Origin of the sequence: Acinetobacter sp. NIPH 1852 (assembly GCF_022549455.1) — a bacterium.
In the GTDB taxonomy this organism is placed as follows: domain Bacteria; phylum Pseudomonadota; class Gammaproteobacteria; order Pseudomonadales; family Moraxellaceae; genus Acinetobacter.
Window position 1 is genome coordinate 97,246 of sequence record NZ_JAKZGG010000005.1, and the last position, 24,930, is coordinate 122,175.

The 24,930-nt window shown below is 39.7% G+C and carries 25 protein-coding genes; 14 read left to right on the plus strand and 11 right to left on the minus strand.

What is annotated here, in order from left to right:
- Positions 1-250: 250 nt before the first annotated feature.
- The 4 genes from MMO38_RS05810 to MMO38_RS05825 all read left to right on the plus strand — a co-directional run bounded on the left by MMO38_RS05810 (position 251) and on the right by MMO38_RS05825 (position 4,441).
- Complete coding sequence (locus MMO38_RS05810; protein ID WP_241322892.1) at positions 251-808, plus strand: DUF2062 domain-containing protein; 558 nt, start codon at positions 251-253, stop codon at positions 806-808.
- A gap of 138 nt (positions 809-946) precedes the next feature.
- Positions 947-1,951 carry a TAXI family TRAP transporter solute-binding subunit gene (locus MMO38_RS05815; protein ID WP_241322893.1) on the plus strand — a complete coding sequence of 335 codons (1,005 nt, stop codon included), beginning with the start codon at positions 947-949 and terminating at the stop codon, positions 1,949-1,951.
- On the plus strand, positions 1,948-2,436 hold the full coding sequence (locus MMO38_RS05820; RefSeq protein ID WP_241322894.1) for a DUF1850 domain-containing protein: 489 nt from the start codon (positions 1,948-1,950) through the stop codon (positions 2,434-2,436). The genes MMO38_RS05815 and MMO38_RS05820 overlap by 4 nt, the downstream gene beginning before the upstream one ends.
- Entirely contained in the window at positions 2,420-4,441 is a 2,022-nt protein-coding gene (locus MMO38_RS05825; RefSeq protein WP_241322895.1) for a TRAP transporter permease, read from the plus strand. The genes MMO38_RS05820 and MMO38_RS05825 overlap by 17 nt, the downstream gene beginning before the upstream one ends.
- 86 nt (positions 4,442-4,527) lie before the next feature.
- On the opposite strand, the gene MMO38_RS05830 is transcribed toward MMO38_RS05825, so the two are convergent.
- The 4 genes from MMO38_RS05830 to MMO38_RS05845 form a co-directional block, all read right to left on the minus strand.
- Positions 4,528-5,403 carry a 5'-methylthioadenosine/S-adenosylhomocysteine nucleosidase gene (locus MMO38_RS05830; RefSeq protein ID WP_241322896.1) on the minus strand — a complete coding sequence of 292 codons (876 nt, stop codon included), beginning with the start codon at positions 5,401-5,403 and terminating at the stop codon, positions 4,528-4,530.
- 168 nt (positions 5,404-5,571) lie between these two features.
- On the minus strand, positions 5,572-6,810 hold the full coding sequence (gene apbC, locus MMO38_RS05835; RefSeq protein ID WP_241322897.1) for an iron-sulfur cluster carrier protein ApbC: 1,239 nt from the start codon (positions 6,808-6,810) through the stop codon (positions 5,572-5,574).
- A 157-nt stretch (positions 6,811-6,967) separates the two neighbouring features.
- Positions 6,968-7,417 (minus strand): hypothetical protein, encoded by a 450-nt coding sequence (locus tag MMO38_RS05840; protein WP_004669889.1) that lies wholly within the window; start codon positions 7,415-7,417, stop codon positions 6,968-6,970.
- A 182-nt stretch (positions 7,418-7,599) separates the two neighbouring features.
- Positions 7,600-8,142, minus strand: a complete 543-nt coding sequence (locus MMO38_RS05845; protein ID WP_241322898.1) for a GNAT family N-acetyltransferase — start codon at positions 8,140-8,142, stop codon at positions 7,600-7,602.
- Positions 8,143-8,250: 108 nt separating this feature from the next.
- Between MMO38_RS05845 and MMO38_RS05850 the strand changes: the two genes are divergently transcribed.
- On the plus strand, positions 8,251-8,748 hold the full coding sequence (locus tag MMO38_RS05850) for a hypothetical protein (RefSeq protein ID WP_241322899.1): 498 nt from the start codon (positions 8,251-8,253) through the stop codon (positions 8,746-8,748).
- 91 nt (positions 8,749-8,839) lie between these two features.
- Entirely contained in the window at positions 8,840-10,897 is a 2,058-nt protein-coding gene (metG, locus tag MMO38_RS05855; protein ID WP_241322900.1) for a methionine--tRNA ligase, read from the plus strand.
- A gap of 74 nt (positions 10,898-10,971) precedes the next feature.
- Here the strand turns inward: metG and MMO38_RS05860 are convergent, their stop codons facing one another.
- Positions 10,972-12,000 carry a hypothetical protein gene (locus MMO38_RS05860; RefSeq protein ID WP_241322901.1) on the minus strand — a complete coding sequence of 343 codons (1,029 nt, stop codon included), beginning with the start codon at positions 11,998-12,000 and terminating at the stop codon, positions 10,972-10,974.
- Between the two features lie 135 nt (positions 12,001-12,135).
- On the opposite strand from MMO38_RS05860, the gene MMO38_RS05865 reads away from it, so the two are divergent.
- The 5 genes from MMO38_RS05865 (at position 12,136) to MMO38_RS05885 (ending at position 17,590) form a co-directional block, all read left to right on the plus strand.
- The gene (locus MMO38_RS05865; RefSeq protein WP_241322902.1) at positions 12,136-13,113 is read left to right on the plus strand and encodes an MBL fold metallo-hydrolase; all 978 of its coding nucleotides are present in this window, start codon (positions 12,136-12,138) and stop codon (positions 13,111-13,113) included.
- A 129-nt stretch (positions 13,114-13,242) separates the two neighbouring features.
- Positions 13,243-13,791 (plus strand): TetR/AcrR family transcriptional regulator, encoded by a 549-nt coding sequence (locus tag MMO38_RS05870; RefSeq protein WP_241322903.1) that lies wholly within the window; start codon positions 13,243-13,245, stop codon positions 13,789-13,791.
- A gap of 13 nt (positions 13,792-13,804) precedes the next feature.
- Positions 13,805-15,460, plus strand: a complete 1,656-nt coding sequence (locus MMO38_RS05875) for an MFS transporter (protein ID WP_241322904.1) — start codon at positions 13,805-13,807, stop codon at positions 15,458-15,460.
- 123 nt (positions 15,461-15,583) lie between these two features.
- Positions 15,584-16,648, plus strand: coding sequence for an HlyD family secretion protein (locus tag MMO38_RS05880; RefSeq protein ID WP_241322946.1), 1,065 nt, complete (start codon positions 15,584-15,586; stop codon positions 16,646-16,648).
- Between the two features lie 66 nt (positions 16,649-16,714).
- The gene (locus MMO38_RS05885; RefSeq protein WP_241322905.1) at positions 16,715-17,590 is read left to right on the plus strand and encodes a pyridoxal-phosphate dependent enzyme; all 876 of its coding nucleotides are present in this window, start codon (positions 16,715-16,717) and stop codon (positions 17,588-17,590) included.
- 29 nt (positions 17,591-17,619) lie between these two features.
- Here MMO38_RS05885 and MMO38_RS05890 read toward each other — a convergent pair whose 3' ends face one another.
- Positions 17,620-17,985, minus strand: coding sequence for a hypothetical protein (locus MMO38_RS05890; RefSeq protein WP_241322906.1), 366 nt, complete (start codon positions 17,983-17,985; stop codon positions 17,620-17,622).
- Positions 17,986-18,116: 131 nt separating this feature from the next.
- On the opposite strand from MMO38_RS05890, the gene MMO38_RS05895 reads away from it, so the two are divergent.
- Positions 18,117-19,319: an NAD(P)/FAD-dependent oxidoreductase gene (locus MMO38_RS05895; protein ID WP_241322907.1), complete on the plus strand. Its 1,203-nt coding sequence runs from the start codon at positions 18,117-18,119 to the stop codon at positions 19,317-19,319.
- A 33-nt stretch (positions 19,320-19,352) separates the two neighbouring features.
- On the opposite strand, the gene MMO38_RS05900 is transcribed toward MMO38_RS05895, so the two are convergent.
- From MMO38_RS05900 to MMO38_RS05910, 3 genes are all read right to left on the minus strand, one after another.
- The gene (locus MMO38_RS05900) at positions 19,353-19,529 is read right to left on the minus strand and encodes a hypothetical protein (RefSeq protein WP_241322908.1); all 177 of its coding nucleotides are present in this window, start codon (positions 19,527-19,529) and stop codon (positions 19,353-19,355) included.
- Between the two features lie 94 nt (positions 19,530-19,623).
- Positions 19,624-21,186 carry a mechanosensitive ion channel gene (locus MMO38_RS05905; RefSeq protein ID WP_004669875.1) on the minus strand — a complete coding sequence of 521 codons (1,563 nt, stop codon included), beginning with the start codon at positions 21,184-21,186 and terminating at the stop codon, positions 19,624-19,626.
- A 237-nt stretch (positions 21,187-21,423) separates the two neighbouring features.
- Positions 21,424-21,624 (minus strand): hypothetical protein, encoded by a 201-nt coding sequence (locus MMO38_RS05910; protein ID WP_004669874.1) that lies wholly within the window; start codon positions 21,622-21,624, stop codon positions 21,424-21,426.
- 208 nt (positions 21,625-21,832) lie between these two features.
- Here MMO38_RS05910 and MMO38_RS05915 point away from each other — a divergent pair, with 208 nt between their 5' ends.
- A complete protein-coding gene (locus tag MMO38_RS05915) occupies positions 21,833-22,255 on the plus strand; it encodes a hypothetical protein (RefSeq protein WP_004669873.1) in 423 nt (140 codons plus the stop codon).
- 99 nt (positions 22,256-22,354) lie between these two features.
- Here MMO38_RS05915 and MMO38_RS05920 read toward each other — a convergent pair whose 3' ends face one another.
- Complete coding sequence (locus MMO38_RS05920) at positions 22,355-23,116, minus strand: ferredoxin--NADP reductase (RefSeq protein ID WP_241322909.1); 762 nt, start codon at positions 23,114-23,116, stop codon at positions 22,355-22,357.
- A gap of 112 nt (positions 23,117-23,228) precedes the next feature.
- On the opposite strand from MMO38_RS05920, the gene gigC reads away from it, so the two are divergent.
- Positions 23,229-24,113, plus strand: coding sequence for a LysR family transcriptional regulator GigC (gene gigC / locus MMO38_RS05925; RefSeq protein ID WP_005198287.1), 885 nt, complete (start codon positions 23,229-23,231; stop codon positions 24,111-24,113).
- 10 nt (positions 24,114-24,123) lie between these two features.
- Here gigC and MMO38_RS05930 read toward each other — a convergent pair whose 3' ends face one another.
- Positions 24,124-24,831 carry a cold shock domain-containing protein gene (locus MMO38_RS05930; RefSeq protein WP_241322947.1) on the minus strand — a complete coding sequence of 236 codons (708 nt, stop codon included), beginning with the start codon at positions 24,829-24,831 and terminating at the stop codon, positions 24,124-24,126.
- Positions 24,832-24,930: the final 99 nt, after the last annotated feature.

A 24,930-nucleotide genomic window follows, 5' to 3' on the forward strand; every position in this document is an offset into this window, starting at 1 on the left:
GTTATGCTGACATTCATATTAACCTCATATTTTATTTATACTTTATGATTTTCAATCCCTTATAACTCTAGAGTCACCTTAATAATTTCGTATATTTTGCATACAACAGATAGAGTGTGCCTCAGCAAAAACGCCGATGGAAGTAAACTTTCATTGCTGCATCCAATCTTTTTGGCTTTTAAGTTTAGGCTAAGCAAAGCATGCTATTTTGAAGAATGCTGCTCTTTTATTTTGGTACATTTCCCATTTTATGCCTAAGCTATTCTTTCAGAAATGGCTCCCCTCCTCGGAAAAAATCGCCAAACTTAAGTTGATGAAAGTTTTTGGTCCTCGTACCTTAAACCCCTTACTTTGGTATGTGAATCGTCACACGATTGCAAAAGCGATCTTTATTGGTACTTTTTGGGGCATCTTACCCGTACCTTTTCATAGCCTGTTTATCATCTTGAGTATTTTATACTTCGAGGTAAATCTGCCGATTGGCTTATGTCTAGCTTGGCTCACCAACCCATTAACGGTTGTGCCCATCCTATATGTCGGTTTTTGGTTTGGTGCTCAGATATATCAAGTCGACATGATTAATAAAGAGATGTTACTTGGTGTGCTGCATCAAATGATCAATTGGTTGACCAATTTTGGTCATGGTCATATTGATTTAAATTTAGCAAAAATACTCGTGTCTGGTCTGGTGGTTGAGGCACTGCTGTGTGCCCTGCTGTTTTACGTCGCTACACATTTAATTTGGCGTTGGGTGGTGATAAAGAATTGGAAATCACGTCATAAAAAAAGGATCAATTCTTTAGTATAAAAAGCGTCGAAAAAAGTTGCCATCCCCCTCAGAATACGGTAAGAGTAGAACATATTTTATCGCGTCAAAATGAACAATCATATTAAATAAAGCAACCAAATGATGGATTTATGGTTTGCATACAATTAGGAGATAGCAATGAAAAAATGGCCCCAACTCATTTTACTCGGTTTAGCAATCACAGGTTTATCCGCTTGTTCTGACAATACTGGCAACAAAAATACAAGCCAAGAAGGGAGCAGCGCAACTGCAAATGCCAATAAACTCGAAACAAGATTTGTCAATATTGCAACGGGTGGAGCATCAGGCCCATATAATGTCATCGCAACAAATTTGGCTGAAATTTATCATAAAACTTATGGTGTAAACTCTAAAACACAGACCACTGGTGCTTCGGTTGAAAACCTCAATCTACTCAAACAAAACAAAGTCGAAATGGCTTTTGTGATGAGCGATAGCCTTACAGAAGCGGTGAATGGACAAGGAAGCTTTAAGGATAAAATCACCAATGTGCAACAGATAGCTGCACTCTATCCAAACTATGTGCAAATCGTCACATCAAAAAAATCTGGGATCAAGAGCATTGAGGATTTGAAAGGTAAACGTATCGCAGTGGGTGCTCAAAACTCTGGCGTTGAAGTGAATGCTCGCACGTTATTAAATGGTTTTGGTATTAGCTATAAAGACGTAAAAGTTGATTATTTAGGCTATGCAGAGGCGGCTGATGCACTTAAAGGCGGAAAGTTAGATGCAGCCTTCCTCACCAGTGGTATTCCAAATTCATCACTTATGGAATTACAGCGCGGCTATGATTTGCAGCTTGTCAGTATTGATCCTGAAAAAATTAAACAAATCGCAAAAGACCAAGCTTATTTCTTACCAATGATCATTCCAAAAGGCACCTATGACAATGCTGAAGATATTCCTACAGCAGCGATCATGAATGCGTTGGTTGTCCGTTCAGATCTTTCTGAAAATGATGTGTATAAGTTGACTAAAACATTCTTTGAAAGTCTGGATGCTTTAGCCAATAGTCACCAAGCAGCCAAAGACATCAGCTTGCAAGGTGCGCAACAAGGTTTAGTGACTCAACTACACCCTGGAGCGAAAAAATATTACGACGAAATTGCAGCGACAAAATGAAGCATCTAAGTGCAGCCTCGGCTGCACTTTTCTGTAGCGTGGTGCTATTGGGTACTCTCATAAGTTATCCCATTGCAAGCACACAGTTCACAACGCCAAAACATCACTGCATTATTCGTGAAGCTGATTTTAATTTGCAATGGCGGCATTCTGTAGAGAAAACGTTGTGGCTCGAAAATTACCAACGTAACAAAAATGGCTTCCAGCTCATTTATACGGACTTAATTTCTTTTGGTGCTGGAACACCAAGTGATTACCCAGTTATTTTTCAAAAGGGTGGTGTGATCCGAATGTCGGTCAATCAACAAATCCCTGAGATCAACTGGACCGTTTCACGAAATATGCAAGGTCATATTTTACTAAAAGACAAAAGCTGGGCAATCGCAAACCAACTCCCCGATTATAGCCTTGTTCAGTTTAGAAGCACTTATACACCATTATGGAAGATCTGGTGGTTAGGAGAATGTGATGAATACACCGAATGATACCGTAACGCCAGAACAGACAGATCAAGCAAAACAAAAAGAATTATTAGAAAAATTTGATAAGGAATCTGTAACACGCACGCCCAAACAGAAATCTGTTGGTCTATTTATTACCGTGTTAGCCATTTTTTACTCTCTGTTCCATTTGTTTATTACCTTTAATCCACTACCTGAACTGATCCAACGTTCAGCACACGTTTCGATTGGTATAGCCCTTATTTTCCTGTTATATCCAGCTCGGCAAAGTAGCGATCGGCAACATATCGCTTGGTTTGACTGGGTATTAATGCTGGCATCGCTCGCTTCATTTGGTTATTTATGGATTGAATATCAAAATATTATGACCTCGCGAGGAGGTATTCCAAATACCTTAGATATCGTGTTTGCCATTATGACTGTGGTTCTGGTTATTGAAGCTGCGCGAAGAATCATGGGCTGGATGTTGCCTATTCTTGGGCTGATTTTTCTGGCTTATCCATTTATTAGTCATTTTAACTGGATGCCTGACCGCTTACTCACTCGACCTTATAGCGTCAGTGATATTTTCGGGCAAATGTATTTAAAAACGGAAGGTCTTTATTCGTCTGCGATTGGCGCGTCAGTGACCTTTATCTTCCTGTTTATTTTATTTGGTGCATTTCTAGCCAAGTCAGGTATGGGCAAACTATTCAATGATCTCGCGATGGCTTTAGCAGGACATAAACAAGGTGGGCCTGCAAAAGTAGCTGTGATTTCTAGTGGTTTTATGGGAAGTATTAACGGCACAGCCGTTGCGAATGTGGTGGGAACAGGTTCATTTACCATTCCATTGATGAAAAAAATTGGTTATAACAAAAATTTCGCAGGCGCAGTGGAAGCCAGTGCTTCTGTTGGTGGTCAGATTCTACCGCCAATCATGGGCGCGAGTGCCTTTATCATGGCAGAAACAACCGGGGTCAGTTATGGCACCATTGCCCTCGCAGCGATCTTACCTGCATTGTTGTATTACCTCGGGGTAATTTCACAAGTCCATTTCCGTGCAGGTCGTGACAATCTAAAAGGCTTACCTAAATCAGATTTGCCTCGCGTCAAAGAAGTACTGAAAGAACGTGGCCACTTGCTCATTCCGATTGTGGCGTTGGTGTTTTTCTTATTTCAATCCATGCCTGTCAGCTATGCCGCGGTCTATACGATTCTATTAACCATCGTTGTCGCTAATCTGCGTAAAACAACGCGGATGGGAGTTAAACAAATTTTAGAGGCGCTTGCGGATGGTGCCAAACAGTCCTTATCGGTAATGTCTGCCTGTGCTGTGGTTGGTCTGATCATTGGTGTGGTGAGTTTAACCAGTTTCGGCTCGGTAATGACCTCATATATCATGAGTGTCGGTGCAGGAAATCTGTTCCTTACGCTGTTATTTACCATGGTCGCATCGATGATTTTAGGCATGGGGCTTCCATCTATTCCTGCCTATATCATCACGGCAACGATGGCAGCGCCTGCACTGGCTCATTTTGATGTGCCGATTCTTGTTGCACACATGTTTGTATTCTATTTTGGTTTATTTGCCAATATTACCCCTCCTGTTGCTTTGGCTGCTTTTGCTGGGGCTGGTATTTCAGGAGGCGATCCGATGAAAACAGGATTTCAAGCACTTAAATTATCCTTAGCTGGTTTTATTGTGCCGTTTCTGTTTGTTTATAATCCAGCCATGTTGATGATCGATACCACCAATGTGGCAATGAATGCCCGTGAGTTTGCCCTACCTTCGATCTGGAGCATTGTCAGCATCGCGACGACATCGATTATCGGTATTCTGGCCTTAGGTGCAGCAGTAGAGGGCTATTTCAAAACCTCGATGAATTGGCTATGGAGATTGGTGTTAGGCGTTGGAGCATTGATGATGATTGTGCCAGAACCGATGACTGATCTTGTTGGTGTTGTTATTGTGGGGGTTTGTATTGCCATGAATATCGCACAAGCGAAAAAAGAAACTGGCGCTACACCACCTCAATCCGCTCACTAGCACTATTCACGATTAATAGTGATGTGAATAAAACCTAAAAAGCTGTCTCAGCATGTGATGAGACAGCTTTTTAGCAACACCTATCTCTATTTAGTTTCAGTTTTTTCCTTCATATAGTGTTCCGCAACATCTAATACATAATCCTGACACGCTTCACCTGTAGCGGGATCATAAGCGCCATTATTGGTAATATTATTGGATAAAACCCGAATGCCAAGGAATGGCACTTTAAATTGATATGCAATTTGTGCAACCGATGCTGCTTCCATTTCCTCAACAGAAGTACCATATGTGCTATGCAAGAAATTAATTCGATCTAATTCATTATTCCAAACATCAGCCGAACCAATCGTACCTTCTACAACTTGCCCTTTGCTATAGTTTGCTTTGGCTTTATAGGCTGCAACCAGTAAGGCTGGATCCCCTTCAAACTTGCGTATGGCAATCGGTTCAGGATCAGACTCATCATCAGGAAGTACATCAAATGCTTCGTTCCATGTCAGTGAGTTTGAACCGCCATTTATGGGTTGATGAGGTGTTTTGAATGCACCGATATTGGTCGTATATTTTCCGAGAACAATATCAAACACATGTAAATCAGGATCATGTCCGCCTGAAGTACCTTGATTTATAATCGCAATCGGTTGGTAATGCTGAATGGCAATCGCTGTTGCTGCGGCTGAATTACTCATGCCCATTCGGGTCTTCGAGATAATCATGGGATAACCTTTATAGCTTCCCTTCCAAAACGTCCAACCTCCTATCATTTCAACTGTGACACTGTCTAATTTCGATGCCATTCGTTCAGATTCAATCGGCAATGCACCTTGTATCACAATAGGCTGTAATTGGGGCTTTTCTTGTGCTTGCTGAGGATTTGAATCACCATCTCCATTACAGGCACTTAGAAACAAAGCGGTACAGACACTGGCAATCCCCATAAACCGTTTAAAATGCATCATCCATCTACTCTCAATCGAAAAGAGAGAATAAGCAATCCACATGCCAGTTTTTACTCATTGGTATAATTTTAATTCTTATCAATCAAAAAATCATTTTGCTCAGCACATAAAAAAACCAACATCATGATGTTGGTTTTTTTAAAGCATTAAGTTTGGAAATCGGTTTATTTAGAAAATGCGTTTGTCATCTTTTTGATGCTTTGGTAATTTTTCCATTTGCTCAAGCAGTGCTTGCGCGATAGCCATAAAACTTTCAGCCGCAGCATCTTGTGCAATTACGCTTGGTTTACCTTGATCCGCATGTTCACGGATTTTAGCATCTAAAGGTAAACGCCCGAGTAATGGAATTTGGTATTGTTCAGAAATTTGATCACCGCCGCCGATCCCAAAAATTTGTTCTTCAAAACCACAATTCGAACAGATATGTGTCGACATATTTTCGATCACACCAAGCACAGGAATGTTAACGCGATTAAACAACTCGATTCCTTTCACTGCATCCATGAGTGCCACATTCTGAGGTGTTGTCACAATCACTGCGCCTGTCACAGGTATACGCTGTGCCAATGTCAATTGGATGTCACCTGTTCCCGGTGGCATATCAATCACCAGTACATCTAAATCAGGCCAAAGCGTTTGATTAAACAATTGCATCAATGCCCCTGTTGCCTTTGGTCCACGCCAAGCCACAGGCGTATTATGCGCACCGATGAGATGACCGATCGAAATCACCGCCATACCATAGGCATCTAAAGGTACAAAATGTTCATTTTCAATTTGTGGTGTTTGACCTGCATTTCCAAGCATCGTTGGGATACTTGGGCCATAGATATCAGCATCGAGAACACCGACTTTTAAGCCCATTTTTTGTAGTGCAAGTGCAAGATTCACTGTCGTGGTTGATTTACCTACACCACCTTTACCCGATGACACCAAAATAACATTTTGAATGCGTGGATGAGCTGCAATATCACGTTGTTGCGGTGCTGCTTTTTGAATAGGCGGGTTATTTGGGTCAGTTTCAACTTTTGCAGACGCATCCATCACAGGCGGTAGTTTTGTATTTTTTGCAGTTTCTGTTTTAGGCTTAGATGAACAGCTATGACCCGCTTCGCCATGTGCAGCGTGTTTTTGTTGAATGACATGCAGGTTTAACTCCTGAATGCCACATTTTTCTAAGGCTTCAGCAAGTTCATCATGGATTTGTTGTAAATGATCTTTTTCTTGAGGGAAGGTATTAATCGTCAGTTGCAAAATACGACCTTGGACATTCACTTGGCTAATCCGATCTTTTAAGCCATTTTCTGAATAAGGTAATACATAATTTTGTAGAACTGTTTGAATCTCGTCTTCCTTCACTTCTTGTGCTGGTGAAAAAACAGATTTTAAGGAAGAAAGCCACGACATTTTGTTTACTCCAAAAACAGATCAACATAGGACTGAGTTTGGTTAGTTTAGCAGGATCGAAGAAGTGACGCTCATATCAAAGAAGACAATTGCTTATTTTTTACAGCATATTTCTTCATAAGATATGAGCATCAGTTATTTAAATTTAATCAGCCAACTAGCCTTTGAATTTATTTATAGTATCCGTTGCTGCTTTCTTTAAATCATCCAATTTGCTACTTGCCTGAGCTTTGAGATCATCAAATTTTGCAGCAGCTTCGTCTTTCAATTCAGCCGCTTTTACTTTTGCATCATCTAACTTATGACTAGCTTCTTCTTTTAAGTGGTCAAATTTGTCTTGAACGCTATGTTGCGTATCTTCAAGTTTCGCTTTAATTTCATCCACTTTATTAGAAAAAGCCTCTTTGCTTTCGCTACTTTGCTCAGACGCATCTTTTTTAAGATCATCCAATGCTTTTTCACCTTTCAGTTTTAGCTCCTCTGCTGAGTGCTTTAAATCATCAACTGCCTTTTCGCCTTGTAACTGCGCTTCTTTTGCTTTGTGTTTTAAATCATTACCTAAGTCGGCTGCTTGAGTTTTTAACTCATCAATTTTTTCATTTGTCATCGTAATTCCTCACTTATAGGTAAATATAAATTGTTTGGAGCAAACTTAGTTATACCGCGTTTATGTTGATTTTTTAGTGATTGCAGCAAATTGAAACAAAGGATATACAGGAATATTCAAATCATTTCTGATTGATAACCTTATGAATTTTTGGATATAAAAATCATATCAATGAATAACGTTTAATTTACTTCAAGAAATTCATTTTTAGAGATCTCATATAAGACATGCCAACTTAAAGGATGATCTGATTCCAAAGCTGGATGTTGAAACTCTGTGATCTTTCTCATTTTCAACTTTCTCATGACCGCTTGTGATTTCTGATTTCCTAGTGTGGTAAATGACACAACTTTGTCTAATTTCAACTGATCAAAAGCGAATGTGAGAGCCGCTTGAGCTGCTTCTGGTGCATAGCCCTGCCCCCAATACGCTTGATCGAGTCGCCATCCGATTTCCACACACGGCGAAAAAGAAAACTGGGTAGGTTGGTCATGTAAACCAGTAAAACCAATAAATTGCTGGTTGTGTTTTAACTCAACCGCCCAAAAGCCCCAGCCTTGAGTCTCGATAATCGACTTCATTCTATCGATCAAGGCATCACTTTCTGCTCGCGTCAGCAGTTTTGGAAAATATTCCATAACCTGTGGATTGGTGCTCATTGCGGCAAAGGATACATAGTCCTCTGCTCGCCACTGTCTTAAACGTAGTCGAGCTGTTTCGATCATTTTTAGACCCATTAAATTTCAATTAAAAAACTATTCACAATATAAAAAAATAGATCAGATATACTTTTGCACTATCGAAATCTTAACCTTATTTATAAAGCTTTAAATATGAATGAAAACGAACTTTTAGAAATTCAACATGAACTTCAAGCACAAGAAAAGCGCTTAAGGTACATTCTTTCAAGTAAAAGAAGAATCCAAAGCATGATTGATTCTTTTGAGCGTGATTTGGCAGAACAATTACTTCCTGTCATTCATAATGAAAGCAATAATTATGCTGGAATTGCAACAAGCTTAGCACTTTCGATTTGTTGGAAATTTTCAAAAGTAGAATTTCCAACAACCGTGCATTGGTGTAGCGAGATGAGCATCAGTGATTTAGAGATAAAAGATGAGTATTCGGTTGCGATTAAAGCTCAAGCTTGGTTAGGTACTTTAGGTAGTGATGAACTTTGGCAAACACCTTTATTTGCTGAAATCACGGTTGATCCAAAGACTAATAGCTTAAAAAGCTATCACATTCATTTCCTGTCTAAAGGCAAAATCATTTCGTTGAGAAAAAATTCTAAGCAAAGTGTAAGCGTTAAACAAATGCAGAGTATGTGATCTCAAAAGAATTCACCGATTCCCTTGTGCAAGTCGGTGTTAAGTCATGTAAAATCATCCACCTTGAAATACGAATGAGAGAACAATATCCGTGCGTAAAATTTTAGTCACCAATGCCCTTCCTTATGCCAATGGTCCTATCCATATGGGTCACTTACTCGGTTATATCCAAGCAGATATTTGGGTTCGTGCGATGCGTGCAATGGGTCATGACGTGACTTACGTATGTGCGGATGATGCTCATGGGACAGCGATCATGCTGCGTGCCGAAGCAAATGGCATTAGCCCAGAAGCACAAATTGCCAACGTTCAAAAAGAACATATCCGTGACTTTGATGGCTTTGGCGTACATTTCGATCACTATGATTCAACCAATAGTGACGAAAACAAAGCACGTTCAGAAGAAATTTATATTAAAAACCGTGAAGCAGGCAATATTGCGATTCGTCCTGTAAATCAGCTTTTTGATCCAGAAAAAGGCATGTTCCTCTCTGATCGTTTCATTAAAGGTACATGCCCTAAATGTAAATCGGAAGATCAATACGGCGACGCCTGCGAAGTCTGTGGTACAACCTATAACGCAACTGAACTTCTTGATCCTCGCTCAACTTTGAGCGGTGCAACCCCAGTTGAAAAATCATCAGATCACTACTTCTTTAAACTGCCAAATTTCTCAGAATATTTACAGAAATGGACCCGTGACCAAGGTCGTTTACCTGTTTCAATTGCCAACAAACTAGATGAATGGTTTGAAGCAGGTTTATCTGATTGGGATATTTCTCGCGATGCGCCTTATTTCGGTTTTGAAATTCCAGATGCGCCAAACAAATATTTCTATGTTTGGGTGGATGCACCGATTGGCTATATGTCGAGTTTTGAAAACTACATCAAAACCAAACGTCCTGATTTAAGTTTTGATGATTTCTGGAAAAAAAATTCAGAAAATGAAGTCTATCACTTCATTGGTAAAGACATCGTTTACTTCCATGCGCTGTTCTGGCCTGCAATGCTTGAAGGTGCAAACTACCGTACGCCATCTGGTTTATTCGTCAATGGTTTCTTGACTGTGAATGGTCAGAAGATGTCAAAATCTCGCGGTACATTTATCAAAGCTGAAACTTATTTACAGCATTTAAATCCTGAATATTTACGCTATTACTTTGCTTCTAAGCTTTCAGACAAAGTTGAAGATTCTGATTTGAACCTAGATGACTTCGTTCAAAAAGTGAATTCGGATCTTGTTGGTAAAGTGGTGAATATTGCGAGCCGTTGTGCGAAATTCATTAATACTAATTTCAACAACACCCTTTCAAATACCTGTGCTGAGCCTGAACTCGTGCAAAGCTTTATTGATGCAGGCGATTCAATTGCACAAGCATACGAAGCACGTGAATTCTCTGCGGCGATCCGTGAAATCATGGCGTTGGCAGATCGTGCCAATCAATATATTGATGAGAAAAAACCGTGGGCACTTGCCAAGCAAGAAGGTCAAGAACAACAAGTTCATGATGTGTGCTCAGTGGGTATCAACCTTTTCCGTCAGCTTGCGGTTTACTTATCCCCTGTATTGCCAGCACTTGCTGCACAAGTTCAGGCTTTCTTAAAACTTGAAAGTTTTAACTTCGAATCACGTAAGCAAATCTTAGTTTCACATGAGATTGCTCAATTCCAACCGTTAATGCAACGTATCGACCCGAAAGCAGTTGCTGCAATGGTTGATTCTTCTAAAGATTCTTTAGTCGCTACGGCAGAAGCGCCAAAAGTAGAAAAGAAAAAAGAGAAGAAAGCCGAGAAAAAGCCTGAGCCAAAAGTTGGTGAAGCTGAGATCATTGGCATTGAAGACTTTATGAAGGTTGATCTTCGCGTTGCTGAAGTTTTAGAAGCAGCAACTGTTGATGGTTCGGATAAACTTCTTCAATTAACTTTAAATGTTGGTGAAGCTGAGCCACGTAATGTATTTAGTGGTATTCGTGAGTTTTATCAGCCTGAAGACTTAAAAGGCAAATTGGTGGTGATGGTTGCGAACCTTGCGCCACGTAAGATGCGTTTTGGTATTTCAAACGGTATGGTACTTGCAGCGGGTAATGGCGAAGGTGTTTGGGTGATTTCTCCTGAATCTGGTGCTAAAGCTGGTGATAAAGTGTCTTAATAGTTTAATAAATTGAAAGCCCTGTAATAGGGCTTTCAATTTTTCAATCATTTAAATTATTAAGGCAATTCACTCTAGTTATTCTGCTTTTTTATGACATCCAACAAGGCAGAGGTCGATTTTAAAACCTCAGCATTTGTTTTAGCTTGTTCCTGTATTGAAATTGAATCTTCTTTTATAGATTCAAATAAGCTTTGACCAAAGTAACGTTTAGCTAAGTCAAAACGTATTTCATGTTGTTTATTATCAGGTAAATGGATTAAGTATTCTGGTAATGCTTCAAGCTCCATATATGTTTGATGAGCTTGTTCTGAAATTTTTCGATAAAAACTGATTTGCTTAAAACAATAGGTAAAGAGAGTTGCAATTAAAGCAAAAATCGTAAGTTTAATTGTAATGGCATTAGATAAATTTAATGCATCAAAAAAACTATGCGCAAATAATTGCCCAAGAACTAAAGTAACTGATAAACATACAAGTAACATAATATAAAATTCATATATTTCAACAGTCCGCTTATAGTCTTTATATTTTTTATTATATATTTCTTTAGTTTTTCTGGATGATGCTTCCCCCTTATAAATTTTTAACTCAGCTATAAGCTGATCTACTTGGGAGTTTTTAGATTTAAAAATTGGATTCAGATCTTCTGCTATTTTTTTATTAAGATTATCCAAAGATATTTTTGCTATACGGGCATATACAATAAATGCCTCATAAGTATTTCTAATGCTCTGGTCTATATTAAATAGATTATTAATCGTCCCACTACTTGAAAAAATAGAATTTAAATCAGGAATTCGTGACGATATTGTTCTTAAATCTACACGCATTTGTTCTTGTGCATCTCCTGAAATATCATAAAAAAACTTTTTTTCTTGATCATTTAGTGTTTCAAGTATTTGTATTATATAACCATGTCTTTGATCAATCACTTTAAAGCTGTTTTTTATTTGCTCTCCATAGCTATTAAATTCAATTTTAGTTCGAACAGAAATTTCTCGACTAAAGATTTCTCCTATTTCTTCATTACTTTTGGAATCTAAATACTCCAGAATCTGCTTAATTTTTTGGTTTAGCCCTTCGAAATACTGATTATTCATTTTTCTATATTTTAAATAAAAATTAATATTTATTATAATTCAAAGTACTGCAATTAACCTATAGTTAATTTAACTTGAAAAAAAATTAACTATCATGTTAAAACAGATAATTCTTTTAAATCTATAAGAACCCCTATGAAAAAAACCGCCCTACTCCTTTCCGTCTCATTCTTGAGCAGCTTCCCTTTATTTAGCCATGCGCAAACAGCCAAAACCCTGCCGATCATTGAACAACAAAAACAAATCTCAGGCTTTTATCAGCATCAAGTCGGTGATGTACAGATTACGGCATTATTGGATGGCACTAACTTTATGTCACCAAGCTTGTTTAAAGATATATCACCACAACAAGTGCAAGATATCTTAAAAAAATACTATGCTGATCAAGACAAAGGCGTGCAAACCTCGATCAATGCATTCCTCGTCAATACAGGAAAATCACTGATTTTAGTCGATAGCGGTGCTGAAAGTTGTTTCGGTGCACATCTTGGTTCTATTTTGAAAAATCTAGTTGCTTCAGGATATAAACCTGAACAAGTCGATACGATTTTACTTACCCATTTGCACCCAGACCATGTTTGTGGAATCAGCCAAAAAGGCACAGCTAATTTTCCAAATGCCACAGTTTATGTATCTGAGGATGAAGCTAAATATTGGCTAGATCCAAAACAAGCGGCAAAACTACCAAAAGACAAACAAGCCAACTACTTAAGCACCGTCGAAATGATCAAGCAAGCTATTGCGCCCTATCAAGCTAAGCAACGCTTTAAAACATTTAAGCTCGGTGATGAAATTCAAGGCTTTAAAGTCATCAACACGGCAGGACATACGCCGGGACACTATAGTTATGAGCTAAAAACCAAAGATCAAAGTGTCGTGTTTATTGGTGATATTGTTCATTCTCATACCGTGCAATTTGATAAACCTCAAACGGCAATTGAATACGATATCGATCCGAAAAAAGCAGTTCAAACACGTTTAAGACAATTTGCGAATTTTGCAAAAAATGGACAAACCATTGCAGCACCACACTTACCATTTCCGGGGATTGGGCATATTTATTCAGCAGATGGTAAAAGCTATCAATGGATTCCAACCCATTTCAAAGATTGATAAACATAAGCGTGTGTTGTAGATCAATGCACGCTTTTACTGAACTAAAACAAAAATCAAAATGACTTAAATTTACTTCGGACAAAAATGTCCGTTAAATATAATGTAAATACTCCATGAACTTCAAACATGCTAAATCGCCAACAACAGGCAGCCCATAACCGTGATGAGCTACTCAATGCCGCAGAGGAAATTTTCCGAACGCAAGGCATACATGCGCCGTTACAAGCGATTATTGATCATGCCGGTGTTGGACGTGCAACGTTTTATCGTAATTTTGCTGATCGCAAAGCATTAATCATTGCGCTACTCGAACAAGCCATCATTCGTTTAGAACAACGAGCGCAAGCTTTACTTGAGTTTGATGATGGTTTTATTCGCTTGATTGAAGGTCATATTGAACAACTCCCTCATCTGATTGTACTGATTGATTACTGGCGTGTCATTGATCGCCAAGACCCAATCATGCTAAACATTTATGCACGGCGTGATAAAGCATTACAACCACTCATTGATCGAGCCATACAACATCATTTATGCCGCCCAGATCTAACAACACAAGATTTTGCCATGATTGCGGCGATTTTAGGGTCTTCATTTCAAGGTCATAACGCATCAGAACAAGTTCGACTAGCAAAGCGAGCCATACAATTATTATTAAACGGTATTAAAATTTAGTTCGAGGCATAAAATGGATAAAACACCTCGTTATCTTGAGACTCCTCCAGATTGGTCACCTGACGAGCGCCCAACGCTACCAGGCTCGCCTGCCGCTATTGCACATGCCACACCGAAACGCTTTGCTTATTTTATTATTGGTTTATTTATCTGCATCGCTGCGAGCTTGAGTAATGGATTTATTATCGCTAATTTACCAATTTTTCAAGGTGAATATTCTTTAACTCCCTCTCAAACCGCATGGCTACCTGCGGCTTATGTAATGGCAAACGTTAGCTCGAACTTGATTTTATTCAAAGCCCGTCAACAATATGGATTGCGGCTGTTTTCAGAAATTGGGTTACTGGTTTTTATTGGTGTTCTGATCTTACATCTCTTTGTAAAAACCTATGAAATGGCGCTGTTTGTTCGGTTTATTGCAGGTTTAGCCGCAGCACCGTTAAGTTCGCTGGGGATGTACTACACCATGCAAGCCTTTGGTAAGGCTGATATGGCAAAAGGGATTTATCTCGCTTTCGGCTTTCAGCAACTCGGCTTGCCTTTGGCATGGATTATTTCTCCATTTCTACTGAGTGCCAATCAATGGGATGTGATTTACACTTTTGAACTCGGTTTAGCCTTTTGTTGTTTTGCCATGGTCGTCGCACTCAAACTACCTCGTAGCTTGCGTTTAGAGGTTTTTGAAAAACAAGATTTTTTTACTTTTGCGCTGCTGGCTCCCGGTTTTGCTTGTTTATGTATCGTGTTAACACAAGGTCCAATTCTGTGGTGGTTCAATAGCCCGTGGTTGGCCTATACCTTGATCATTGGCTTTTGTTTGATTGTCTTGGGTCTAACCTATGAGCATTATCGTCGTAATCCACTGATTATGACGCGTTGGCTCGCAACGGGTGATTTACTCGGTTTTATCATTAGTGCTTTTGCTTTACGGCTACTCATGTCCGAACAAAGTTATGCTGCTGTTAATTTTCTAAAAACAATGGGCATGGGTCCTGACCAATTTGTGCCACTCTATGGGGTTATCTTTTGCGGAACAATTGCGGGTTCTGTATTTAGCGCACTCACCTTTCATAAAGATCGTTTGATCTTAAATCTGTTCCTTGCAGAAATTCTGATTTTTATTGCGTGCATACTCGACTATCACCTGACCAGTGATGTTCGCCCAGCGAATTTCTATCGAAGTCAGTTCTTGGTGAGTTTTGCAGGTGGTGTATTTATTGGTCCATTATTGTTGATGGGTTTTGTACGTACCTTACAACGTGGTCCGCAGTACGTCGTGACCTTTATCGTACTATTCACCGCCACTCAAAACTTTGGTGGTCTGGTTGGTTCATCATTCTTCAACACATATCAACAACGTCATACCTACGATTACAAGGTCGAAATCAATAGCAGTTTAGACCCCACAGACCCATTGGTTGCGCAACGCTTACAGAGCTATCAACACAGTGCCATGATCAATACCACTGATCCTGTATTACAAAATAAGCAAGCGATGCAAAACTTGAATCAAGTGGTAACGCGTGAAGCTCAGGTCCGTGCTTATAACGACGTCATTATACTCAATGGCATCTTTGCTGTTATTTTATTCGTATGGGGATTATTTAAGTATATGCGTGACAAATACATCGCACGAAAAAAGATAGAAATGGCCAATTCACCTACTTGAACATTTGATTGAGAAAAGATTATGTCCGAAGAACAAGATAAACCGAAAAATGAGCTACCCCAAAAAAGTAGTGAGCCAAAACAGCCCGCTACACCAGTAGAAGTGCCAGATGCTGTGGCACAAATGCCGCCGCCTCCACCACCTGCGAGCAAACTCATCAAAACTAAAAGCTCAACACTATGGTGGATGTTAGTGGTCTTATTGGTGGGAATAATTATTATTTTATGGGCATGGCGAATTGGTCCTTTTCACACCGCGATTGAACAAACCGACAATAGCTATGTCAAAGGCAAAACCACGATTTTGTCCTCACAAATCAATGGCTATATCAAAGATGTACTGGTCAAAGATTTTGATCAGGTGAAACAAGGTCAAGTGCTGATGCATATTGATGCGACAACCTATGATCAGAAGGTCACCCAAGCTGTTTCAGGGGTCGAGCAAGCACAGAATAGCCTCGCAAACCAAACTCAAGCCATCGCCCAACGCCAAGCCGATGTTGTCGCAGCTCAGGCAAAATTGGAGCAAGTCAAGGCACAATATGATTTATCTATTGCACAATTGAGACGTTATCAACAACTAGGCAATAGTGGTGCTGCTTCCAAATCAGAACAAGACAAAGCGGCGGCTGATGCACAAAACAATCTTGCACTGCTGAAGCAAGCTGAAGCTAATATTTTAGTGGCTCAAGAAGCATTAAAAACAGCTCAAGTTGCGCAGATGGGCTTAAAAGCACAAGTAAATAGTGCACAAGCTCAGCTTGACCAAGCCAATACGACGAAGGATTACAGTACCATCGAAGCACCATTGGATGGTCAGTTAGGCGAAGTGAATCCTCGTGTGGGTCAATACGTCGCAGCAGGCAGTCAATTGCTTTATTTAATTCCAAAGCAAACGTGGGTGATTGCAAACTTTAAAGAAACTCAGATCGCCAATATGAAAATTGGACAAAAAGCCACTTTCACTGTCGATGCGATGAATCATCAAAAGTTTACAGGGCATGTTGAGCAAATCTCACCTGCCGCAGGTTCAGAGTTCAGTGTATTGAAAGCAGATAATGCGACGGGTAATTTTACCAAAGTGGTGCAACGCATTGCCGTACGTATCGCTATTGATCCGAATCAAAAAGGCATAGAGAACTTGCGTCCAGGTATGTCAGTGGTGACTTCTGTGGATACCGACTCTTAAAGCAACACTGACATTCTCAATCAAATCCATTTACAATGTGATCAAATTAATTGTTAGCTCAATGAAATGTTTGATCACATTGCTTTTCCCATTCCTTATCAAACATTAGCACTGCCCTATCCTGTTCAGCTGACCATCAAGCGGCTAGACCAAATTCATCCTCGAATTTCAGGCAATAAATTTTTTAAACTCAAATACAATTTATTGGCTGCTCAACAACAAGGCTTAAAACAAGTGCTCACTTTTGGTGGAGCATACTCAAATCATATTGCTGCGACCGCTTATGCAGCACAACATTTTGGTTTTGATAGTATTGGCATCATTCGAGGTGAAGAGTTAGCCTCACAACGCTTAAATCCAACATTAGAAACAGCACAAGATTTTGGTATGCAGCTACATTTTGTCAGTCGTGCTGAATATCGTTTGCGCCATGAAGCTGAATACTTAGCACAGTTACAGCAACAATATCCTCAAGCTATGATTATTCCTGAAGGTGGAACCAATAACCTTGCCATTCAAGGTACGCAGGAAATTCTATCTGCCGATGACTTAGCAAATTATGATCTGATTTGCTGTGCAGTGGGGACAGGAGGAACGATTGCAGGCCTCATCGAAAGCAGTGCTGATCATCAGCACGTCTTAGGCTTTTCTGCGTTAAAAGGGGATTTTTTGAAACAAGACATTCAGAAATGGACGAATAAAAATAATTGGTCGCTCACCGATGCTTATTGTTGTGGGGGCTACGCGAAAACCACACCAGAGCTACTACAATTTATGCAGCAATTCGAAGAACAATATAATATTCCACTAGAACAAATATATACCGCTAAAATGATGCTGGGCGTATTTGATTTAATTCAACAAAATCAATTCCCTGCACATACTCGAATTTTGGTGATTCATACAGGTGGTTTACAAGGTAAATTAAAAGCTATCAACTGATAGCTTTTGTCATCGCTTTCACGTTGTCATTAAAACCAACCATCGCCAATTGGCTTGTTATCATTGAATACAATCAATCCTTTCACAATACGATAAATAAACCAAATCGTCGCTGCCAATAGAATTGGAATGCCAATCAGGATAAAAGACAACACAAATCCAATCACACCTGCAATCAAAGTGACCCAAAAGGTTTTTATTTGCCATTCAAAATGACTAGCAAGCCATGTGCCTTCTACTTCATCACGTTTGATATAATTCATAATGATTGCGGCAATACTGGTTAAGCCAACAATGATGCTCACAGCATATAATACATAAATAATGAGTGTATATTGTTTCAATTGATCTTGGTTTTCTGGCTGATTATGACCTAAAATTGTTTTATCATTCATTATATTGCCCTCTTATTTAAAGTTATGTTTATAACATACCTTGCAATAAAAACATTTTTTCTAGTCAAGCACTCTACATATTAAAATTTGTTTAAATCTTTTATAATCGGCCGCTTTTCGTCTATCGAGTTATGTCCATGGTTCATCAAGTTGATGTGGTTGTTTTAGGTGCTGGTGCATCAGGCTTGATGTTGGCTGCTGAGGCTGCAAAACGTGGACGATCGGTTGTGGTACTCGAAAAAGCCAATAAAGTCGGTAAAAAGATTTTAATGTCAGGTGGTGGTAAATGTAACTTCACCAACCTAGATGTTGAACCTAAAAACTTTCTTTCTGAAAACCCACATTTCGTTATTTCTGCCCTATCACGCTACACCAATTGGGATTTCATCGGTTTGGTTTGTGAGTATGGCATCGAATATGAAGAGCGCAAACACGGACAACTTTTCACCACGAAAGGTGCAAAAGAGATTCTGGAAATGTTGCTTGCAGAGTGTACCAAAGCAAAACGCGTCAAAATTGAAACCCATTGTGATGTTCATACAGTCACAGCAAAACAAGATTCTGGTTTTGTTATTGACACCAATCAAGGTACCTTTCAATGTGAATCCTTAGTTGTTGCGACAGGTGGATTATCCATTCCAACCTTAGGCGGTTCAGGTTTTGGTTATGAACTTGCACAACAATTCGGTCATCACGTCTTCCCAACTCGCGCAGGGTTAGTTCCATTTACTTTTTCAGATCAGTTTAAAGAAGTGACCTCTCGCTTAAGCGGTAACGCCTTGGATGTAAGTTTGAGCAATGATCGCCATCAATTCACTGAAGCATTGCTATTTACCCATCGCGGTTTAAGTGGGCCAAGCTCATTACAGCTCTCAAATTACTGGCAGGTCGGTGAACGCTTTAATATTGATTTCTTTCCGAGCCAAGACTTCACACAATTTTTCAAAGATAAGAAAAAAACACAGCCTAAAGTTTTACTACGTACCCTACTTAATGAATTCACCGCCAAAAGTATCGTACTCGAATTACAACAATTGATTTGGGCTGAGCAAAGCGAAACGGCGATTGGCAATATCAGTGATCTACAACTTGAACAAATCGCAGCACAATTGCATGCATTTTCAGTCAAGCCTTCTGGAACTGAAGGTTATCGTACAGCCGAAGTCACCCTCGGTGGTGTAGATACCAGCGAAGTCTCATCGAAAACCATGGAAAGTAAAAAACAGAAAGGCTTATATTTTATTGGTGAGGTGCTTGATGTAACGGGACACTTAGGAGGATATAACTTCCAATGGGCATGGTCATCAGCACAAGCTGCCGCCCAATTTGTTTAAACCACGACATCAATCGAGAGCTGGCTCAGAACTTCAACGATGCTCGGAAGTCTTTTCTGCTTCTGAAGAAGATGCCTTGCGTGCGTTGGGGCTTGATTGTTCTTTTTCAGCATTTGATTTCGCAAAGACAAATTTATAAGCACTCGCCAAAAAACCTACAGTGATCCCTGCAATAATAATCGGCGCGAATACTCGATTTGGCTTCTTCATTTCATTCTCCTATAAATTTTTTATTCATATATAAGTAAAACGACCACTCGCTAAGAGTGGTCGAATTGGCAAAAAAAATCAAAGATTATTTTTTCTATTCATCCGAATGTGGTGGAGATGGCGGTGTCGGTTGAACAGTATTAGGTGAAACAGTCTCGTTTTTATGCAAAGGATTTGGTTGTTTCGCATCAGCTTTTGCTTTATCGAGCAAATCACCAAGTAAACGTTCAGCGGGTTGACGACCACCCAATCCGAATGCCAGTGCAAATGCAACAGCGACCGAACCAAGCGTTAAACCGAATGCCAAATTCACAATCGAGTCTGCAATGCCCATTGCTTTTAAGCCCATTGCAATGACTAAGCCCATAATCAAGATACGAACCAGCGTACCCAACCAGCGTGAACAATTATATTCACCACGCTGCACGACATTTGCAACGACATTTGCCAGCCAGAAACCGATCACCAAAATCACAGCACCAAGTAAGATACTTGCACCAAACTGGATAAACATGGCGATGAGTACACTCACCTGTTCCAATCCAAGTCGATTTGCGGCTTCTGATACTGCAAACAGCATGGTAAAGAAGACGATCAAATAGCCAACTACATCAGATACACGAGTTTGTCCAAGGAAACGCTGCACATCCAGCTTCATTGGAACTTCATCAACACCTGCCCCTGAAATGAGTTCAGCAACTAAACGTCCGACAAAACGAGAGACCACGTATGCAACAATTAAAATCAATATCGCTGCAATGATTTGTGGTATCGCCAACATAATGTCATTGAGCATTGCTGTTGCAGGTTGAGAAATTGCATCTACCCCTAATGCCTCAAATGCAATGATCAATGTCGTAATCATGATCACAGCAAAAACAAAAGAGCCTAAAAATTTACCAACACTTGAATTTTTAAATAATCCCACTTTTTCAGCTTGTGCTTGTAGACCCACACTACTGACCAAGCCTTCCACAATTCCACGAACGATTTTTGCAAGAATATAGCCTACAAAAATGATTACACCAGTAATAAACAGACTTGGTAAATAAGCAATTGCTTCGTTCACCATATTCTGCACAGGAATCAATAAACCGGTTAAACCCAAGATAGATAAAACAATTGGTAAGAAAAGTAATAAAATTAACCAGTATATAATTTCACCAATATTACTACTGAGCGAACCGACACCGACCTCGCCACTTAGCTTTTCATCAAGCTCAGTTCGTGCAAGTACACGGGTGATGCCTGTTCGTACTAAACTGGCAATAAGCCAACCCAGTCCACCAACAACAATCGCAGCGATAAGATGCGGTATAAACAGTAAGACACTGCCCACCATATTACTAAACGGATCGCTAATACTATTGATATTGAGCACGTTTAATGCCCCAACAACAGCAAGGATCATAATGAACCAAAATACAATTTTGGAAACAATACCCTCAATATTCGGTGTACTGCCTGTCGCAGATGACAATCTATTATTGGTATCAAGTTTTTGCAGTAATTTCTTTACACCTGCCGCAATGACCAATGCAATAATCCACCCGATTAGCAGGATTGCAATTGCAGCTAAAATCGGCTGAAATTGATCCCAATAATACATTGCATCGAATCCTCCACGTTGGGAGGGATCTCTAAAAAATTCATTCATGTTGTTATCCTTATGTCATGTCGTGTTTTTACATTTTGTACGATCCAATCATGATCACTTTATAAGCAAGCACATAGTTTATGGATGCTTTAACCTTAGTTTTTGTCTATTTTCCAATCAATGAACCGCATCACTAATACAACAAAAAGCATGTAATAGTTTGCAAAAAGCCCCTTGATTTATACCAAAGGGCTTTGGTTATTTAACTATTCATCGAATATGGTCTTAAATGATGCTCTACGCATTCAGTAGCAACGACTGCACATAAGGCATAATTACCTGTGCAGTTGGTTTGGCTGAATGATCAGCGAGCATAAACACAAGCAGCGCGATCAGAAAGATACCAACAATAATGAGCATATAGACAGGTAGTTTCCGTTTACGCGCTGTATCTTCCTTACTTTCTACATGTGGTTTTGGCTTACTAAAATCATGCATCGCAGCTAGCCCTCTTGTTATTACTTATTTGACTTTCATCTTAGCAGTACGCAATGTTGCATTGTGTGAAGAAACATCGGACTATCGTTGTCTTGTTTGCAGAACTCTACTTTTTATTGTTTGACGTTTTGTTTAAAATATATGCGATTTTAGAATGCGATAAAAATAAGCTATAATATTTCTCCTCGTTTCTTTAATATTCTGCTTTATGTCCTATAGCCAACAGCGCGTTTCTCTTGAATTAGACACTGATGTCACGCATCAATGCTTTTTGCACCATACACGCGACGAACATTTGATTGGAATTATTGAGTTCAATAAGCCAAGCTATATCCTAAAATGGGGGGATTTGGAATATTTTCGACGTCGAACAGAAGAACTTTCGGTGATGCCATTGCCTGATTGTATCAATGCGATGATTGTTGATATTCGCAATGTACTGCCTTTCTTAGATAATGAAGTTCCGATTTTACCTTGGCGCTTATTGGAAGAGGATTGCCCTGTACGCTTGGTCGTCCCACAAGATCGTTTAGAGCATTATACGGGGATTTTTGAACCGACTTGGCTCTCTACAGATGTTGAGACCGCAATTCAAGAAATCCGCGAATTTATGGATATGTTTGTTCATTAACAATATATCCTCTCTCGCTCACTGCTTCCATCACTCTTGCGCTGCTACAATCGCCTTGCGGAGCTACAATCGCCCTTGCGCCGCTACAATCGCGGCTCATTACCAATAATTCTCTACCGCAATATTTCCCACACCACGCCGATTCATAATGAGACCACGCTGCTTTAATGCTTCTTTGGTGTCATCGACCATTTGTGGGTTGCCACATAACATCACATGACTGCTGGCAGGATTGAATGACAGTCCTACAGCCTTTTCTAAGTCACCATTTGCAATCAATACTGGCAAACGATCATGTAAAGCTGCATTTGGATCTCGGGTGATAATCGGCACAAATTTAAATCCAGAATGCCCCTCACCGAACAGTTCCGCAATCTCCTGAATACGCTCGATATACGCCAATTCAGACTCAGTTCGGACACTGTAAACCAAGGTAATTTGCTGATATTTGTTCCACGTTTCAAAATCTTGCAACATAGAAAGAAATGGCGCTAAACCTGTTCCCGTAGCCAACAACCATAAATCTTGTGGCAATGGCTGTTGATAACGAGCCAGTGTTAGATACCCATAAGATATTTTTTCGAGATAAAGTTCATCACCGACTTTTAGATGTTGTAAGTTCGAGGTAAATGCCCCATCGGGTACCACAATCGAAAAGAACTCTAAGGTTTCATCATATGGCGAAGACACCACGGAATACGCACGAATGACTAGCTCATCACCGACCATTAAACCAATCCGAGCAAACTGCCCTGCGGTAAATTTAAAGTGTGCTGGTCGAGTCATCGTGAAACTAAAAAGGTTGCTGGTCCAACGCTGTACCGATAAAACTTTTTCTACGCTAAATTTTTCAATTGACATGATTTGAACGTGGCACGAAACAGTGCGCTCATGGTAGCATGATCTGATTATTGATGAATACTCTAGGGTCTGTTAAATGTGACGAGACCCTCAACACGTTAAGGCTTTTAACATGCGCATGACATTACGCCAATTGGCAGTTTTCGTGGCGGTCGCTCAAGAGGGAACGGTAACCAAAGCCAGTGATGCTGTCCGACTCACACAAAGTGCGGCGAGCATGGCTTTAGCTGATTTAGAAGACGGTCTCGGCGCACCTTTATTTGACCGTTTAGGCAAACGATTACAACTCAATGATTTAGGAAGATTTTTACTTCCACAAGCTTTGGAAATATTAGGTCGCTGCGAATCCTTTGAACAGGCAGCAAAGGGAGAGTTACAAAGCATTGATTTACGCTTAGGCGCGACCCTGACCATCAGTGATTATTTAATGCCTGATCTCATGGCAGATTTTTTAAAGCGTCATCCACAAGCTCATCTACAACTACAAGTGGGTAATACACGCCAAATGATTGAAGCTGTGAATCAGTTTCAGCTCGATCTAGCGTTAATTGAAGGTTCTTGTCATTTACCATCACTGCAATGTATTCATTGGCGTAATGATGAATTAGCCGTGTGTTGTTCACCTGATCATCCCTTGGCCCAGTTAAATCGTCCAATCACGCAAGCAGATTTTCTTGATGTCGAATGGATTTTACGTGAAGAAGGCTCAGGCACACGCGAAGTGTTTGATAACGCCATCTTGCAAGACTTACCCGATGCCAATATTCGTTTAACCCTCGGTCACAATGAAGCGATTTTAAAAATCGTCGCAGGCGGTTTAGGGATGTCGTGTATCTCTAAGCTTGCAATTGAACCATTGCTTGAAAAAGGTCAATTGGTTATTTTAGACACGCCATATTGGCAATTGACACGTCCACTCTACATGCTGGTACATCGTCAAAAATATCAAGGACCTGGCTTAAAAGCTTTTTTACAGTTCTGCGAAAATCAGACTTGATCTAATCTTGTTATCGTCCAAATTGCCGTTCACATGGAATGCCATCTCCATCGCCATCCATTTCGGTATTTGGACAATTCCTTAAAAAGAAGACAGCCTCTTCATAAGATCTCATTTGAGAACAATGTTTACGTCCATCACAGCTAAACTCGCTGTTCACTGTGTTTGTTTGTGTCGATTGATGATTTTGAGTTAGATCATTATTATTTCCCAAGGACATTAGTGCTTTCTGCGATTTTTCTGTGAACTTTACTTCTGGTAAATCCCCTATCGCTTTTCGTTGTTCTTCAATAATTCTCTTTTGCTCTTCAATAAGCTGAGCTGTTTTTATTTTTTGCGATTGTTGATAGGACTGATATTTTTGGAAGACTAATCCCGTTAATATCGCGATCACTATCAATCCCACTATCATCAGAGTTATCCCATTCTTATTTGATTGAGAATGAGCTCGAGCCACTAACTTCTGAGCTGGTTCATTTTGAACAGTTGAATTGCCTAACGCTGTAGTCTTTAAATCTAAGCGAACGATATTTACAGCTTTATACTTCCCCTTATCCTCAACAATGAGAAACTTGAGCCTCTCTCCAAGTTTTGGCTCTCCAGCAGCTTTGGGAAAATCAGTAACGTGGAAGAAAATATCCGATTGATTTCCGTCTACTTCAATAAAACCAAAACCGCGTTCGGTATTATATTTTTTAATTTTTCCCTCAAGAAACATCATTAATACTCTATTTTTATAGTGACTATATTCTAATAAAAAATGAGGCTAAAAAGCCTCTTTTATCGGTATATTCAAAACGAAGTCTGAACCGATCAG

Coding starts and splice junctions, on each gene's coding strand:
- MMO38_RS05840 (WP_004669889.1), bottom strand. CDS start 7,417: ATGACAAATGAAAAAATTGATGAGTTAAAAACTCAAGCAGCCGACTTA.
- MMO38_RS05860 (WP_241322901.1), bottom strand. CDS start 12,000: ATGAATAATCAGTATTTCGAAGGGCTAAACCAAAAAATTAAGCAGATT.
- MMO38_RS05890 (WP_241322906.1), bottom strand. CDS start 17,985: ATGAATGATAAAACAATTTTAGGTCATAATCAGCCAGAAAACCAAGAT.
- MMO38_RS05905 (WP_004669875.1), bottom strand. CDS start 21,186: ATGAATGAATTTTTTAGAGATCCCTCCCAACGTGGAGGATTCGATGCA.
- MMO38_RS05825 (WP_241322895.1), top strand. CDS start 2,420: ATGAATACACCGAATGATACCGTAACGCCAGAACAGACAGATCAAGCA.
- MMO38_RS05895 (WP_241322907.1), top strand. CDS start 18,117: ATGTCCATGGTTCATCAAGTTGATGTGGTTGTTTTAGGTGCTGGTGCA.
- MMO38_RS05885 (WP_241322905.1), top strand. CDS start 16,715: ATGTTTGATCACATTGCTTTTCCCATTCCTTATCAAACATTAGCACTG.
- MMO38_RS05870 (WP_241322903.1), top strand. CDS start 13,243: ATGCTAAATCGCCAACAACAGGCAGCCCATAACCGTGATGAGCTACTC.
- MMO38_RS05930 (WP_241322947.1), bottom strand. CDS start 24,831: ATGTTTCTTGAGGGAAAAATTAAAAAATATAATACCGAACGCGGTTTT.
- MMO38_RS05875 (WP_241322904.1), top strand. CDS start 13,805: ATGGATAAAACACCTCGTTATCTTGAGACTCCTCCAGATTGGTCACCT.
- MMO38_RS05865 (WP_241322902.1), top strand. CDS start 12,136: ATGAAAAAAACCGCCCTACTCCTTTCCGTCTCATTCTTGAGCAGCTTC.
- MMO38_RS05915 (WP_004669873.1), top strand. CDS start 21,833: ATGTCCTATAGCCAACAGCGCGTTTCTCTTGAATTAGACACTGATGTC.
- MMO38_RS05910 (WP_004669874.1), bottom strand. CDS start 21,624: ATGCATGATTTTAGTAAGCCAAAACCACATGTAGAAAGTAAGGAAGAT.
- MMO38_RS05850 (WP_241322899.1), top strand. CDS start 8,251: ATGAATGAAAACGAACTTTTAGAAATTCAACATGAACTTCAAGCACAA.
- gigC (WP_005198287.1), top strand. CDS start 23,229: ATGCGCATGACATTACGCCAATTGGCAGTTTTCGTGGCGGTCGCTCAA.
- MMO38_RS05820 (WP_241322894.1), top strand. CDS start 1,948: ATGAAGCATCTAAGTGCAGCCTCGGCTGCACTTTTCTGTAGCGTGGTG.
- MMO38_RS05880 (WP_241322946.1), top strand. CDS start 15,584: ATGCCGCCGCCTCCACCACCTGCGAGCAAACTCATCAAAACTAAAAGC.
- apbC (WP_241322897.1), bottom strand. CDS start 6,810: ATGTCGTGGCTTTCTTCCTTAAAATCTGTTTTTTCACCAGCACAAGAA.
- MMO38_RS05845 (WP_241322898.1), bottom strand. CDS start 8,142: ATGATCGAAACAGCTCGACTACGTTTAAGACAGTGGCGAGCAGAGGAC.
- MMO38_RS05815 (WP_241322893.1), top strand. CDS start 947: ATGAAAAAATGGCCCCAACTCATTTTACTCGGTTTAGCAATCACAGGT.
- MMO38_RS05920 (WP_241322909.1), bottom strand. CDS start 23,116: ATGTCAATTGAAAAATTTAGCGTAGAAAAAGTTTTATCGGTACAGCGT.
- MMO38_RS05810 (WP_241322892.1), top strand. CDS start 251: ATGCCTAAGCTATTCTTTCAGAAATGGCTCCCCTCCTCGGAAAAAATC.
- MMO38_RS05830 (WP_241322896.1), bottom strand. CDS start 5,403: ATGATGCATTTTAAACGGTTTATGGGGATTGCCAGTGTCTGTACCGCT.
- MMO38_RS05900 (WP_241322908.1), bottom strand. CDS start 19,529: ATGAAGAAGCCAAATCGAGTATTCGCGCCGATTATTATTGCAGGGATC.